Origin of the sequence: Pseudoalteromonas sp. TB25, assembly GCF_000497995.1 — a bacterium.
In the GTDB taxonomy this organism is placed as follows: Bacteria; Pseudomonadota; Gammaproteobacteria; order Enterobacterales; family Alteromonadaceae; genus Pseudoalteromonas; species Pseudoalteromonas distincta.
Genome location: NZ_AUTI01000423.1, coordinates 1 through 15,247, shown reverse-complemented (window position 1 = coordinate 15,247; position 15,247 = coordinate 1). Strand labels below are relative to the sequence as shown.

Genomic DNA, 15,247 nt, shown 5'->3' with positions numbered 1-15,247 from the left:
CCCGCAGCAGTTGCTTGTGCAACTAACTCTTCAATATTGCCGCCTTCAGCCATTGTTTGTAGTGCTGTAGATGCTTGCGTTGCTACTTCAAACAGTGTGTCTTCGCTGTTGTGTGCTGTAATTAACAGTGGAGTAAAGTGAATACCTTTGGTTAAGTTAGTTACTTTTAGGTCTAATTCTGCGGCCATAGTCGATTGGCTAGCNCTGCCGCTAAAAGAATTGCGATTGTTAATGTAGAAGTTTTCATTATTATTTCCTGTAAGTGATGATTCGAGTTGAGTATTGAATAATCGTCTCCAGAAACTCTCACAAACTTATCACTTTTTTATCACAAGATTTCACGCTGTGATTTTTAAACATAAATACGTTGGTTGATTTGTAGACATTTGTTTAGTTAAGAGGCAACATACATAAAACAAAAAGGAGAGTGTTATGGAAGAAAATCAGCAGGTTGAACCAGTTAATAAAGATGACCGTACGTGGGCTATGTTATGCCATTTAAGTGCGCTTGCTGGGTTTGTTGTGCCGTTTGGCTCAATAATTGGGCCATTAATTGTGTGGTTAATTAAAAGAGATGAAATGCCAATTGTTGATGTGCATGGTAAAAAGGCGCTTAACTTTCAAATAACGATGGCAATTGCATATGTAGTTTGTTTTGTGCTGATGTTTGTAGCAGTCGGCTTAATATTACTACCTATAGTGGCAATTTTTGGGTTTGTAATGGTTGTAATGGCAAGTATTAAAGCTAATGAAGGTAAAGAGTTTAATTACCCGTTTAGTTTAAATTTGATAAAATAAACACACAGTTTATTTTTATACCAATTGCATTAAATTAGTGACCTATTATAGCGATAAGAAAATAGCTCAATAACAAGGCTAAAATTATGATACATAGTTGTTCTATATAAATAATTTTTAACGTAGTTAGTGAGTTATTTAATACGCTAGAATGATCATGTTTTTAATAAAATTGGTATTATAAACCCAGCTATAGGCTGGGTTTTTACGTTTAGCCATAAGGGCATTATGCTTTATCTCACGTTATTTATTAGCGCATTTATATCTGCGACATTACTGCCTAGCTCTTCTGAGGTGATAATGGTGGGAATGATTACTCAAGATAAAGTTAATTTATGGCTTATGTGGTGCGTAGCAACACTTGGAAATGTGTTAGGGAGCTGTGTTAATTACTGGTTAGGCACGCAGGTACTGCGTTTTAAAGATAAAAAATGGTTTCCTGTATCGCAAAAAGGGCTTGATAGCGCACAAAAGCAATTTAATAAATATGGAGTGTATAGTTTGTTATTTGCTTGGTTACCGGTTGTGGGGGACCCATTAACGGTGATTGGAGGCATATTTAAAGTACGACTTAGTACCTTTTTATTGTTAGTAACACTAGGCAAAGGCGCTCGCTATTTAGCGGTTATCGCCCTTGCCGTAGGATTCGAAAAGCTTTTTTAAATAAGTTTTTAAGTGCTTATTTAGCCCAATCAAGCGTTAACGACACTGAGTCGGCAAAACGCAGTGCATGTGGTTTATCAACACGTGCTTTAGCGTAATGAACGCTTGGGTGTGCGTGACAAACGGCAAGAATTTCAGCAACTAATTTTTCTAGCAGTAAAAAGTGCCCTTGCTCTACTAAGCTAATAACTTCTTTGGTGATCACTTTATAATTAAGTGCTTGGTCAACTTCATCCGTTTTACACGCATCATCAGCAGGGTAGTGAATCTCTAGATTGATCACTACATCTTGCTTTTTTTCACGCTCATCGGGGTTAAAGCCAATAAACGTACGCAGGCGTAAATTAGTAACGTTAATAATTGCATTAGCCATAGGGTTAACCTTTTATAAGCTGCAAAAATTCGTTACGTGTTTTAGGATCGCTTCTAAAGTTACCTAACATTACTGATGTACGCATGCTTGAATTTTGCTTTTCTACACCACGCATCATCATACACATGTGTTTTGCCTCAACAATAACGCCTACGCCCTTAGCGCCAGTAACTTCTTCAACTGCTTTAGCGATTTGATGCGTTAACTGTTCTTGAATTTGAAAACGGCGTGAAAACATATCAACAATACGTGCAAATTTAGATAAGCCTAATACTTTACCGTTTGGTATATAAGCAATATGGCAACGGCCAATAAAAGGCAGTAAATGATGCTCACACATAGAGTAGAGCTCTATGTCTTGTACTAACACCATGTCGTCAGCGTCAGATGTAAATACTGCTTTATTAGTTATTTCATCAAGCGTTTGACGATACCCTTGCGTTAAATATTCCATTGCTTTTGCAGCACGTTTTGGCGTATCAAGTAAGCCTTCGCGGTTAGCATCTTCGCCTACAGCGGTGATGATTTTTTCATAACTTTCTTTTAATTCATTGTGCATAAATATCTCAGTTTATTTATATTTACTTTAAATGACGACCGCCATCAATAGGCAAAGAGCGCCCTGTGATGTAGTGGCTTTGTAATAGTAAATCAATGCTATTGATAATTTCTTGGCATCCGGGTTCAATGCCCATTAATGATTTTTTAAGGGTCTTAGCTCGATATTGTTCATCGTCATGTTCATTAAAAATAATGAGCGATGGAGCAACCGAGTTCACTTTTATATTTGGCGCATATTTAGCGCTAAACGATTTGGTTAGGTTGTCGAGTGCTGCTTTACTTGCTGCATAAGCTAAGTGTTTAGGGCTGCCTGTTTCAACTACATAATCAGTAAGATGTATTATATCGGCAGGTACTTTTTCATTTTGCTGATAGTTTAAAAGCAGCTCTGCGCACATTAAATTAATTAAATACGGTGTTTTGGCATGTACTCGCATCATATTATCAAACAGTGCTGCAAAGTCAGGGTTGTTAGCTTCGCAGTCCCAGCTTGATGCGTTATGAACAATAGCGCGCAGCGATGTTGTATGCTCTTTAAGCGTATTTATAAATGTACTAATACCTTCATCGGTACTAAAATCGGCATAAATACATACAGCGCCTTGTTGCTCTAATTTATCAACAGCGGCGTGACGAGTACGATACGTGATAATAATACTCTGCCCTTGGGCTATATAATGCTGAGCGAGTGCTAAACCAATACGTTGGCCTGCGCCGGTAATTAAAATGGGCGATGTCATATAAGGCAGTGTTCTCTTTGGCGGGTAGTTATACCAATATAATTAAAAATATCATCGTTCTATCGCTATTTCATAGGGCTATAATAGCTCACTAATTTAATGCAATTGGTATTATAAAATTCAAAGCGTTAATTTATTAAAATATACGCAGCTTCTTAATCTGTCGATCAAAAAAGCAATTAATCCTCAAAGGCATTAATTGCTTTATTTTAGCTACTAAACCTTAATCGTAAATTGTCGGAATTGGTTGACGCTTATGTTGTGTACGCGTGTAAATGCTTACAAGCTTTTGTTCAACATCATTAGACACAGGTTTACCTTCTAAAAAGTCATCAATTTGCTCATAGCTCAAACCAAGTGCTTCTTCGTCTGTTAAACCTGGGCGGTCACTTTCTAAATCAGCTGTAGGTGCTTTATCTACCAATAAAGCTGGCGCACCTAGTGCAGTAGCAAGTGCACGAACTTGGCGTTTTGATAAACCAAACAGAGGGGCTAAATCGCACGCGCCGTCACCAAATTTAGTATAAAAGCCAGTAATGTTTTCAGCACTATGATCGGTACCCACTACTAAGCCTTGGCAAAAACCTGCAATTTCGTACTGAGCAACCATACGTTGACGCGCTTTGACATTACCTTTAATAAAATCTATTTGAGCTTGCTCAGGCAGTGCTTCACCACAGCCAACTACGGCAGCTAGCGCTTGCTCATGCAATGCATCAGCCGCAGGTTGTACGTTTACGGTCATACGTTTACTTGGTTGAATAAAATCAACCGCCATTTGTGCTTCATCTTCGTCAGCTTGTACACCATAAGGTAGACGTACAGCAATAAACTGATACTTGTTAGTATCGTGTTCTTTATTTAGCTCGTTTACAGCAAGTTGACATAAGCGGCCGCAGGTTGATGAGTCAACACCACCGCTAATACCCAGTACTAATGAGCGGGAGTGAGCTGCTACCAAACGTGTTTTAATAAAATTAACTCGGCGAGTTATCTCAGCATTTACATCAATCGTTGGCTGAACCTTCATTTCAGCCATAATTTCGGCGCGCATTGCCAGCTCCTTATAAAATTTAATATGTGATACGCAATAAACTTATTATGTGATTTAGTTTTAGTTAATTAAAGTTTTAAATGAGCTTTTATTTGGCGAAGCTCTGCTTTTAATTTTTCTACTTCTTCAAGTAAATCGCTTAATTCTTTGTCTTTAATTACTTCGCTTGGTAGCGCAACAAAGGCATCGGCGGGATTATTTTGTTGTTCGCCAAATAAATGAATATATCGACTGTCACGTTTACCAGCTTCACGCTCTAGCTTTGTGACGTACTCGCTTTCAATCAGTTTATTGAGCGCTGCCTCTACTTCATTTACGTTATTAAAATCAGCAAGCCTAGCACTGCGGGTTCTTAATTCACCAGGAGTCTGAGCACCACGCAAAAGTAATAAACAAACAATGGCACGCTGCTGAGCAGAAAATTGCAGATTACTAAATTCAGTGTTGCAAAAGCGGTGATCGTATTTATTTACGCGACCCGAAAGACCTTCATCTATTGTAACCAAACGCATTTCTATTAGTTCATCAAGTGCGTTTTGAACGTCTTCATCTGTAAGACTTAACACAGGATCGCGATTAGATTTTTGGTTACATGCGTTCACTAGCGCGTTTAACGATAGCGGATAATGCTCTGGCGTCGTGCTTTGTTTTTCTAATAGGCAACCAAGAATACGTTGTTGATTTGTTGATAACTGCATAAATAATCTCAAATTAGTAAGCGTATTTTATTAGCTTACACCTTTATTGAATGCCAAGCCATTGTTGAAGCTTTGGTTGTAATGCAGCTAAATCGAGAGGCTTACTTAAATAGTCGTTCATGCCTGCGGCTAGGCATTTTTCTTTATCGCCCTGCATGGCATTGGCTGTTAGCGCAATAATAGTAATATTTTCATTATCTTTACCAGCATCACCTTCTCTAATGGCTTTAGTGGCCTGGTAGCCATCCATTTCGGGCATTTGGCAATCCATTAAAACTAGCTTATATGGTTTCCCTTGTTTTGCATTAAGCTTTACAATTGCCTCAAGGCCATTTTCGGCAATATCAAAAGTAACACCCGCCTGCTTTAATAGCGCAGAGGCAACCACTTGGTTTATTTTATTGTCTTCAACAAGCAATAGTTGTGGTTCTGATGAATCCAGTACTGGCGCTTTAGTTAGCTTGTTTTGAAGCTGTGCTTGTTGCTGCTGTTGTTCAATGTATTTATCGTTTGTGAGTGAGTCAAACAAATCAGACGGTGTGAGAGGTTTGAAAATCATACAGTCGACTTCCATACCTACTTTAGACTCCTCAGACGAATAACTCATTGGCGCCATAATAACTAACTTGCAACTATGCATATTTATAAAGTTTTTGAGCGCGGTGATATGCGTTTGTGGGGCTTTTTCAAAAAAGTAGTAATCAACTAAAATAGCACCAGGGTGGGTGGTTACATTACTTAAGTAATCATCAACCTCAAGATAGTTATGTATACAATTAACTTTTGCACCCCAAACAGTGAGCTGCTTATTAGCGGTGTTAGCATTTAACGAGCACTCATCAATAATTAAAATATGTTTGTTTTTAATTAAATGACTCGGTAAATCTTGTTCTTTACTTAAGCGCGGTTGTATTTGTACTGTGAAAGAAAATGTACTTCCTTCACCTTGCATACTGTTTACACTCACTTCACCGTTCATCAGTTCGCACAATTGTTTTACTATGGCAAGACCAAGCCCTGTGCCCCCAAATTGGCGTGTTGTTGATGCATCGGCTTGTGTGAATGAGTCAAATAACGACGCTTGTTTTTTAGGGTCAATACCAATACCAGTATCAATAATCGAACATTGAAGGAACGAGCCATCCGTTGTTTCATCTATTCTGGCGGTAATGACTACTTCGCCATCAATAGTAAATTTAACCGCGTTGCCAATTAAGTTATTTAAAATTTGGCGCAAGCGGTTAGGGTCACTAATTATCTCGCTAACAGTTATTTGAGTAGCATCTAGAATAAGTTTTGTATTGTTTTGTTCTACCTTTAAAGCAAAGGATTCCACCACTTCTCCTAATAACCGAGGTAAATTAAATTGCACGTTTTCAATATCGAGCTTACCGGCTTCAATTTTAGAAAAGTCTAATATGTCATTAATTATATTAAGCAAAGATTGAGCTGATGATTGAGCAAGTTCAATATGATGTTTTTGCTGTAGGTCCAATTGAGTTTGCTTAATTATGTTAAGCATACCTAAAACACCGTTCATTGGGGTGCGAATTTCGTGGCTCATACTCGCTAAAAATTCACTTTTAGCTTTAACAGCTTGTTCGGCGGTTTCTTTGGCAGAAACTAGTTTTTGTTCGGTTTCAATTCGCTGTTGGCTTGAGTGCAAGCTGCCTATTAACGCTGCAACGGCAATTAAAAAGCTTTCTTCGTTTTTAGACCAGTGGCGTTTTGATTGACATTGCTCTGCGCAGACGACTCCTATAGCGCCACTTCCCGCAGGAATTATTACGCACAGCATTGATTTAATCTCGAGAGTCATTAAATACTGTTCTTTAATTGGCTCGAGTATTGGGTGTTCTTGGGCGTCAGGCACATTAAATACAGGCTGGTGATCTATTGCATTAAAAAAGCCGGGAAGATTTTTTCTTAGCCAAATAGAGTCAATTTTATCACTAGACGAATGTTTACTATGTATGGCAAAAGGGCTTAGTTGGGATTTGTCTTCATTAAAAAACCAAATACTGGCACGTTTAATATCAAATGCTTGGCAGATTGCTTTAGTAATAATGTCTTTTGATTGGCTAAGTTGCCCATTTAATATTAATTTATTAACGGTCAGGGAGGCTAAAATTTCGTTGTGTAATGCGGTTTTATTATTTTCTAATTCAATTTTTTTACGGGTATCAATATTCTGTAATGAGCCAAAGATACGTGTGCATCGTCCATTTTTTCGTTCTGCTTCACCATGTACAAGTACCCAAACAGATTCACCTTCTTCATCCATTACTTCTAATTCAACTTCGTAGCTTTCACCATATTTTATGGCTCGTTCAATTAAAGGTTTAATTGTTTCTCTGCTAGTGCCTTGTTTAAAGTAATTTAAATCTGTAGGCCATTCTGGTTGGTTATTTAATGGGTATTTAAATAGTTTTTTGGTCATATCAGACCAATATACTTGTTTCGTTTCTAAGTTAAATGACCATGCGCCTATTTGGGCTAGATCACTCATTGCTTCAAGCATTTTTTCGTTTTGTTGCTGACGATTAAGCATTTTCAAAAAGAATAAAAAGGCCCAAATTAATAATCCGCAAATAATAATAATTGATAGCCTAAGTGGCCATACAGCTGAATTTGGTGGGCTCCAACCTATTTTAGGTGCTACGTAAAGTTGCCAATTGCCACCTTGAAAGCTTAACGTAAACTCAAGGGGGTCTTGCTCTATTATGTTTTGATTACCGTAAAAAAACTCCCCTTTGCTGCCAAGTCCATGCCTGCCTTGTAAAGCGACGTTGTATTCTTTTTCTAGCTCATAAATACCTGAATTTTCATAGACTTTGTCAATGTTGAGAACAACTGAAAGTAATCCCCAAAAGCGATTTTCTGGCGGTATGTAAACAGGAACGCGGGCTATAAGTGCTATGTCACCTTGGATTAATTTTAATGGGCCTGCCATTACAATGGTATTTGTATCACGAGCTCTAATAGCATCAGCGCGTTGGTTTTTTTCTTCTAAAAAGTTTAAACCGAGTGCTTTTTCATTACCTTTTAAGGGGTAAGTCATACGAATTACCATATCGGGTGCGCCACCAATATTGCGAAGCTCATTTGAGGTTTTAAATAGTGGTTGGGCAATTTGTTCAAACTGTGTTTGCTGTAAATCAGGCTGTGCTGCGACGGCAACACCTAAGCCTCGAACTAGTTGGATATTAGAAACTAAAATAGATTCTAATTGAGCTCGATATGTACTTACTTCAGAAAGAATTTGTAGGCGATGAGCATCTTTAACACGATTGTAGTTAATACGATCAAGTACGATACCAACTAGTACAGTTAGCGTAAGCGATAACCAAAAGGTCAACTTAAAGTTATGAACGTTCGTTTTTTTATTGTTAGTAGATGGTGGCATTTGCTACATCGTGGCGTTAATTTAGGCAAATTAACTATAGCTAATTTATTACACAAATGAAAACGGCGCATTAACAAATGCGCCGTTTATTTTTTATAATTAGTAGTTTAGCGAGTTACGAGTCGCTAACTTCACGCGCCCAGTGATTTTGCTTTGCTACATGTAGCTTGCGGTAACCATCAAGTAGCGCCGCATGCTTTTTAAAGCCTTCAAGCGATAAACCAGGGAAAGTTAAACCGTTAAACTGCTTTTTACCTTCGGCAATTTCTATAGCCAGCGCTACATTATTAGCACCAAACATTAAGCCTAGTGCATCTTGGTAATCTGCGTATTCGCGCTCGTCATCGTATTTAATTTCAAGAACTGCTTTTAAACAGCGGAAGTGGCGCATTGCCTCTTCGTTTACTTGGCCTGTATGAAGTATCCAGTCAACCCAATCAATGGCTTCTTCGCTGCCTGCAGCTAAACATAGGTGTGCTTTAAGCTCACCTATACGCAGTGTGTGCCATGGTGTGTCGGCATCGGTTGCAAGGCCAATAAATTCTGCGGCGCGGATAATATCGCTGTGGCCTGCTTCTTCTAGGCTGTCGTAAATTTCCATCCATTGCTCTGCATCGTACTGATCAAGCGATAGGAATGTTTCGCGAAATTTTGCGCCTTCGTTGTTGTTACGCCAAATAAGCTCATCAACAGGGTAAATGTCAGACATGCCAGGTACTAAAATACGACACGCGTATACGTTTAGGTGCGTGTAATCCATGATGTAGATATCATGATCCATGCTATGAATTAGATCAGTACAGAAGTTATATTCTTCTTCAGTTGTTCCGCTAAAGTCCCAGTGTACAAATTCAAAATCAGGTTTTGCACGGAAAAAATCATGCGAAATCAAACCGCTTGAATCAATAAAGTGCAGTTCAATGTTCTCTGGTGTTGCTACTTCGTCGTTATCAAAGGTAGCAGGTTGGAATACATCTAGCTGATCAAGACGACGACCTTGTAGTAACTCAGTCACGGTACGTTCAAGCGCAACTTCAAATGATGGGTGAGCACCAAAAGAAGCAAATACAGAACCATCTGTTGGGTTAATAAGCGTTACGCTCATTACAGGGTATTTACCCCCAAGTGATGCATCGGCAATACGTAAATGAAAGCCATGGCTGCGAAGCTCTTCACACGCTTCGTGAATTTTAGGGTATTGCTTAACAACGTCTTCAGGCACGATTGGTAAACAAATACCTTCGGCGATGATACGGTTTTTAATAGCACGTTCAAATACTTCTGATAAACCTTGTACGCGAGCTTCAAACTTGGTGTTACCTGCGCTCATACCGTTAGATACAAAAATATTACCGATAACGTTTACCGGAATGTATACGTCTTGGTTATCGCGTTGGCGTGTGTATGGCAGGGTACAAATACCACGATCGATATTGCCTGAGTTAAAATCAAAAAGGTGTGATGCGTTTAGTTCGCGCTCTGGGTCAAAGTAATCCCATAAGCTTTCATCCATAATGCCCTCTGGCACTTCATCGCCTTCAACTTTAAACCATTTTTCGCTTGGGTAATGAGTAAACTCGCCATTAGCAAATTCTTCACCTAGATAAAAGTCTGCAAAAAAGTAGTTACAGCTTAAACGTTCAAAGTATTCACCGAGTGCTGAAGCAATAGATGCTTTGTCGGTTGCGCCTTTACCATTGGTAAACATAACACCGCAGTCGCTGTCTTTTATATGAACCGAATAACAGTTAGCTACAGGGTTAAGCCAAAGCGCTTCTTCAACATTAATGTTTAGGGCTTTAAGCTTGTTTTGCATGGTAGAGATTGACGATTCTAGGTCGCGGTCTTTACCTTTGATAAATGTTTTTTCAGTCATATTGATCTCAACTAGTTCTGCACGATGTGTGGAGCTGACATTATCGTGGATTTTGATGTTTATTTCACCCTTTGCGAGCAAGAACATTATTATTTAATAAAACTGTGGTTATTATATGTGCTTAACGCTTGGTCAAAACGTGCAAAGGAAACGGTGATGTTTAAAGTAATCAAACGCTTGTTGTTATTAATTGTAATATTAGGGCTGGCAAGTACCGCTGTTGTTTATGGGGTACTTAGTTTAAGTTTACCCGCCCTTGATGGAAACGGACGCAGTAACGCGGTAGTAGAGCCTGTAAAAATTTCGCGCGATGCACTAGGGCAAGTAGTAATAAACGCCAATAGCCGAAACGACGCTGCCTATGGTTTAGGTTATGCGCATGGGCAAGACCGATTTTTTCAAATGGATTTACTCAGGCGTAATGCCGCAGGTGAGTTAAGTGAATTATTTGGCCAAGCAGCGTTGGGGCTCGATAAAAAAATGCGTTTTCATCAATTACGTAAACGCAGCCAAATTATTTTACAAACCCTGCCAGAGACCGATAAGCAATTACTTAAAAGTTACGCTCAAGGTGTAAACGAAGGCTTAGCGCAAGTAGGGTATTCAAGCTTTGAATATTTACTAACCGGTGCAGCACAAAAGCCATGGCTAAGTGAAGACAGCCTACTTGTGATATTTAGCATGTACCTTGATTTACAAAGCGCCACATTTGAGCGCGACCAAGCACTTATTCAAATTGAGCAAGCGTACACAAAGCAAATGGTTGATTTTTTAACGCAACCGAGTAATTACCAAGCGGCGCTTGATGGCAGCAAATTAGCGTCTTATAGCGACGGCATACCTACCTTTCCAACTCAAACAAAGCATATAGTTAAAAGTATTGAATCAAACCAAGAGCGCGGCAGTAATAACTGGGCTGTTACAGGAGCGCTTACTAAAACAGGGGCTGGAATGGTGTCGGATGATATGCATTTATCGATTGCAGTACCTGTAATTTGGTACAGGGCACAATTAAATTACATGCACAGTGGTGAGCAGACTCAGGTGACCGGTGTATCGCTGCCCGGCGCACCTGCCATTGTTGTTGGCACTAACAACAATGTTGCATGGGGATTTACTAACGGTTATTTAGATACAGCCGATTGGATTGCATTAAACGATGATAGTAAAACATGGCAAGTTGATGAACCTATTGCATTACCCGATGGGGAGGTTGAAAACTATTCATTAATACTCAGTGAATACGGACCTGTAAAATACATTAACGAAAAACCTTATGCGTTGAGCTGGGCTGCCCATCAGCCTTATGCCGTTAATATGCAGTTATTAAAATTAGAGCAAGCCAAAACAGTAGATGATGCACTTACTGTAGCAAGCGATGTGGGCATTCCGGTACAAAACCTTATGGTGGTAGACAGCCTTGGTAGCGCAGCGTGGAAAAACATGGGCGGTATACCGGCTCGTAAAACGCCAAGTGAGCTTGGCGTAAATGCCGATGACTACTCAGCGCTTTGGCAGCAAAATGAATTACAACGCCCTTTTATTAAAAACCCGCAAAGCGGTCGATTATGGACTGGTAATTCTCGCGTGGTATCGGCTGAGGATGACGCGCGTTTTGGTAATGGTGGTTATGCACTCGGCGCACGTTCGAGTCAAATTCGCGATAGATTATTTGAAAAACAAACATTTGCTGAGAGCGACTTTTACGCATTACAACTTGATAATCAAGCTCGCTTTTTAATGCCTTGGCATGCTCTGCTATTAAAGCAATTAAAAGCCGATCAAACTAAAAATCAGCAATATATAACAGCGCTTGAAAACTGGCAGCAATGTGCGTGTTCAACCTCCACAGGGTATACCTTAGTTAAGCGCTACCGCGATGAAGTGATTAATATTTTATTTAGCAATATGGAAGATGAATTAAATAAACAACAAGGCACACTTAAATACGTAAAACGAGATTTAGAGCCCGCTGTTTGGCAGCTTATAAACAACAGGCCCGACACATGGATAAACCCACAATTTAAAAGCTGGGATGAGCAGTTACAAGGAGCATTTAGCCAAACTATTACTAAGCTTACAGAACAATTTGGTAATAACGTACAAAACTGGCAGTGGGGCAAGGTAAATGAGTTAGTGATAGAGCATCCGTTTGCAAAGCAAATGCCGTTACTTGCTAAGTTATTAAATATGCCCACAGCAGCGGGTTTTGGTGATAGTTATATGCCCGCCGTACAAGGGCGTAGTTTTGGCGCATCGCAGCGTTTTATTGCTCAACCTGGGCATTTAGAACATGCAATTATGGCTATTCCCGGTGGGCAATCGGGGCACCCTCTTTCTGAATTTTACAGAGCGGGGTTTAGTGATTACGTAGAAGGTAAGCATACACCTTTGTTGCCTCAAGAATTAATACATCAAATAGTAATAAAGCCGACACGATGAACTAAAGTATAGCTAAACACGTTCTATATAATTACCAATAAAACAACAGAGAACTAAAATGAAAAAAATACTACCCGCATTAATAACAGGTTTATTACTAAGCACTACAGCGCAAGCAGATGATGGCCCAGTAACAGCACAAAAGCTAAGTGAGCATGTATACGTACTATTTGGGCAAGGCGGTAATATTGCAGCAAGTGTAGGTGATGATGGCATTTATATTATTGATGATCAGTTTGCCAAACTCTCAGATGATATTAAAAAAACCATTAGCGATTTAAAACCAGGCAGTGCAGAGTTTGTTATTAATACTCACCATCATGGCGATCATACCGGTGGCAACGAGAACTTTGCTAAAGCGGGTGCGCACGTTATAGCCCACGACAATGTACACAAACGTTTAGAAGAGCAGCACGGGGAAGGGTCAGACTTTTTACCGCGCATTAGTTTTGGTCGCGACTTAAAACTACATTTTAATAACGAACACGCCCATGTAGTGCATTACGAACATGCACACACCGATGGCGATTCGGTTATCTTTTTTAGTAACGACAACATAGTGCACATGGGCGACATTTACTTTAATTTTGGCAGCTTACCGTTTGTTGATGTAGATAGCGGCGGCAGCGTTGATGGTATTTTAGCGGCAGTAAACGATGTAATTAATCAAATTGACGACAACACTAAAGTAATACCAGGACACGGCAAGGTAAGTGACCGTTCAGGACTGATAGCGTATGGTAAGCTAGTTCAAAACGCGAAAGACGTAATGCTAAAAGCAATGCAAAATAATGCAAGCTTAGAGCAAGTACTTAAAGCCGATCCATTGGCTGAGCTGAATCTTGAATACGCAGGCTGGTTACCAAAAGAGAAAGTAACCACACTTTTTTATCGTAGCTTAAATTAGTACGCGTAACGTAAAAAACATGATACAAAGCTGAGTGTACTTTAACGTACATTCGGCTTTTATTTTCTTATGCCCAAAGGAGTTGTGTATGTCGGCAGAAAAAACCCATCTTGAAATTTGTAACTTAACCAGAGAGCAATATCCGCAAATTAAAACCTTGATGGATCAAGCGTATCCCGACTTAGGCGGTGCGTGGCCAAGTCATACCATTTTTAGATTAATAGACCAATTTCCTGAAGGGCAAATAGGTATTGTAGATGACGGCGTGCTGGTGGGCTTAGCATTAAGCGTGCAGGTTGATTACACGCGTTTTTCAAACCCGCATACATACGAAGATATTGCAGACGGTCACGACCGTGTATTTAGCGATACCGACGGCGATGCGCTATACGGCTTAGATGTTGCTATTAGCGAAAGTCACAGAGGCATGCGTTTAGGTCGTCGCCTTTATGATGCCCGTAAAGAATTGTGCCGCCAATATAACTTACGCGCTATTTTAGCTGGTGGGCGTATTCCGCGTTATTACAATCACAGCAGTGAAATGACGCCAATGGAATACATTGCAAAAGTAGATCAAAAAGAATTATACGATCCTATTTTAAGTTTTCAGTTATCTAACGATTTTCAGGTAAAACGATTACTTAAAAAGTATTTACCGGAGGATCAAGAGTCTGTTGGTTACGCCACTCTACTTGAGTGGAATAACATTATGTATGAGCCAACCGACACGGTACTTGAGTCAACTAAATCAATCGTGCGAGTAGGTGCTGTGCAATGGCAAATGCGTTGTGTTGAATCGGTTGAAGAAATGCTAAAGCAGGTTGAATACTTTGTAGATACCGTATCTGACTACAAAAGTGACTTTATACTATTCCCTGAGTTTTTTAATGCGCCACTAATGGGGCTAGGAAATCAAAGTAATCAAACAGAAGCGATTCGCTATTTAGCGGAATACACCGAGACATTTAAAAACGCCATGTCGCGTATGGCAATAGAATACAACGCCAATATTATTACCGGCTCTATGCCACTTGCCGAAGATGATAAAATTTATAACGTAAGTTACCTGTGCCATCGTAGCGGTAAAATAGACGAGCAACGTAAAATACACATAACCCCGCATGAGCAAAACGATTGGGTTATTCAAGGCGGCGATAAAATTGCCGTGTTTGATACCGATGCCGGTCGTGTAGGTATTCAAATTTGTTACGATGTAGAGTTTCCAGAGCTTTCACGCATATTGGCCAAACAAGGGTTAGATATTCTGTTTGTGCCATTTTGGACTGATACTAAAAACAGTTATTTACGTGTGCGCCACTGTGCACAAGCGCGTGCAATAGAAAACGAATGTTATGTGGTAATTGCAGGTTCGGTGGGTAATTTACCAGAGGTAGAAAGTCTTGATGTGCAGTACTCACAATCGGCGGTATTAACGCCATCGGACTTTTCGTTCCCGCACGATGCAACACTTAACGAAGCCACACCAAACACCGAAATGCTGCTATTTAGTGACCTTGATATGGATAAGCTTAAAATACTTCACAGCGAAGGCACAGTGCGTAATTTAAAAGATCGCCGCGAAGATTTATACGAAGTGATTGTTAAAAAGAGAGACGTTTAATGGCGTGGGTGTACTTAATTATTGCTGGGTTACTTGAAATTGGCTGGCCGATTGGCTTAAAAATTTCGCAAAACGCTGATACACGCTGGCAAGGCATAGCAATAGCGG

General features: G+C 39.7%; 13 protein-coding genes and 1 pseudogene. 6 read left to right on the top strand and 8 right to left on the bottom strand.

Annotated features, from left to right (window positions below; all coding sequences use genetic code 11):
• Nucleotides 1-247, bottom strand: a pseudogene (locus L652_RS0120330) (spondin domain-containing protein); the annotation flags it as partial.
• 185 nt (nt 248-432) lie between these two features.
• Here L652_RS0120330 and L652_RS0120325 point away from each other — a divergent pair.
• Together L652_RS0120325 and L652_RS0120320 are read left to right on the top strand one after the other, a co-directional pair.
• A complete protein-coding gene (locus L652_RS0120325; protein ID WP_024595771.1) occupies nt 433-798 on the top strand; it encodes a DUF4870 domain-containing protein in 366 nt (121 codons plus the stop codon).
• Between the two features lie 228 nt (nt 799-1,026).
• Nucleotides 1,027-1,461 (top strand): YqaA family protein, encoded by a 435-nt coding sequence (locus L652_RS0120320; protein WP_024595772.1) that lies wholly within the window; start codon nt 1,027-1,029, stop codon nt 1,459-1,461.
• 16 nt (nt 1,462-1,477) lie between these two features.
• On the opposite strand, the gene folX is transcribed toward L652_RS0120320, so the two are convergent.
• The 7 genes from folX to ycaO all read right to left on the bottom strand — a co-directional run bounded on the left by folX (nt 1,478) and on the right by ycaO (nt 10,169).
• Nucleotides 1,478-1,834: a dihydroneopterin triphosphate 2'-epimerase gene (gene folX, locus L652_RS0120315; protein ID WP_002962340.1), complete on the bottom strand. Its 357-nt coding sequence runs from the start codon at nt 1,832-1,834 to the stop codon at nt 1,478-1,480.
• Nucleotides 1,835-1,838: 4 nt separating this feature from the next.
• On the bottom strand, nt 1,839-2,393 hold the full coding sequence (gene folE / locus L652_RS0120310; protein WP_002962341.1) for a GTP cyclohydrolase I FolE: 555 nt from the start codon (nt 2,391-2,393) through the stop codon (nt 1,839-1,841).
• 22 nt (nt 2,394-2,415) lie between these two features.
• Nucleotides 2,416-3,135: a dihydromonapterin reductase gene (gene folM / locus L652_RS0120305; protein ID WP_024595773.1), complete on the bottom strand. Its 720-nt coding sequence runs from the start codon at nt 3,133-3,135 to the stop codon at nt 2,416-2,418.
• A 223-nt stretch (nt 3,136-3,358) separates the two neighbouring features.
• Complete coding sequence (nadE, locus tag L652_RS0120300; protein WP_024603619.1) at nt 3,359-4,189, bottom strand: ammonia-dependent NAD(+) synthetase; 831 nt, start codon at nt 4,187-4,189, stop codon at nt 3,359-3,361.
• Nucleotides 4,190-4,257: 68 nt separating this feature from the next.
• Nucleotides 4,258-4,887, bottom strand: coding sequence for a YceH family protein (locus tag L652_RS0120295; RefSeq protein WP_002962344.1), 630 nt, complete (start codon nt 4,885-4,887; stop codon nt 4,258-4,260).
• 43 nt (nt 4,888-4,930) lie between these two features.
• Complete coding sequence (locus L652_RS0120290; protein WP_024595462.1) at nt 4,931-8,293, bottom strand: ATP-binding protein; 3,363 nt, start codon at nt 8,291-8,293, stop codon at nt 4,931-4,933.
• A gap of 115 nt (nt 8,294-8,408) precedes the next feature.
• Complete coding sequence (gene ycaO / locus L652_RS0120285) at nt 8,409-10,169, bottom strand: 30S ribosomal protein S12 methylthiotransferase accessory factor YcaO (protein WP_024595461.1); 1,761 nt, start codon at nt 10,167-10,169, stop codon at nt 8,409-8,411.
• 156 nt (nt 10,170-10,325) lie between these two features.
• Between ycaO and L652_RS0120280 the strand changes: the two genes are divergently transcribed.
• From L652_RS0120280 to L652_RS1000000125560, 4 genes are all read left to right on the top strand, one after another.
• A complete protein-coding gene (locus L652_RS0120280; protein ID WP_024595460.1) occupies nt 10,326-12,611 on the top strand; it encodes a penicillin acylase family protein in 2,286 nt (761 codons plus the stop codon).
• A gap of 58 nt (nt 12,612-12,669) precedes the next feature.
• Nucleotides 12,670-13,518, top strand: a complete 849-nt coding sequence (locus L652_RS0120275) for an MBL fold metallo-hydrolase (RefSeq protein WP_024595459.1) — start codon at nt 12,670-12,672, stop codon at nt 13,516-13,518.
• Nucleotides 13,519-13,606: 88 nt separating this feature from the next.
• A complete protein-coding gene (locus L652_RS0120270) occupies nt 13,607-15,139 on the top strand; it encodes a bifunctional GNAT family N-acetyltransferase/carbon-nitrogen hydrolase family protein (RefSeq protein ID WP_024595458.1) in 1,533 nt (510 codons plus the stop codon).
• Nucleotides 15,139-15,247: SMR family transporter (locus L652_RS1000000125560; RefSeq protein WP_029770354.1), on the top strand; the 109-nt coding region annotated here is incomplete at its 3' end. The genes L652_RS0120270 and L652_RS1000000125560, both read left to right, overlap by 1 nt.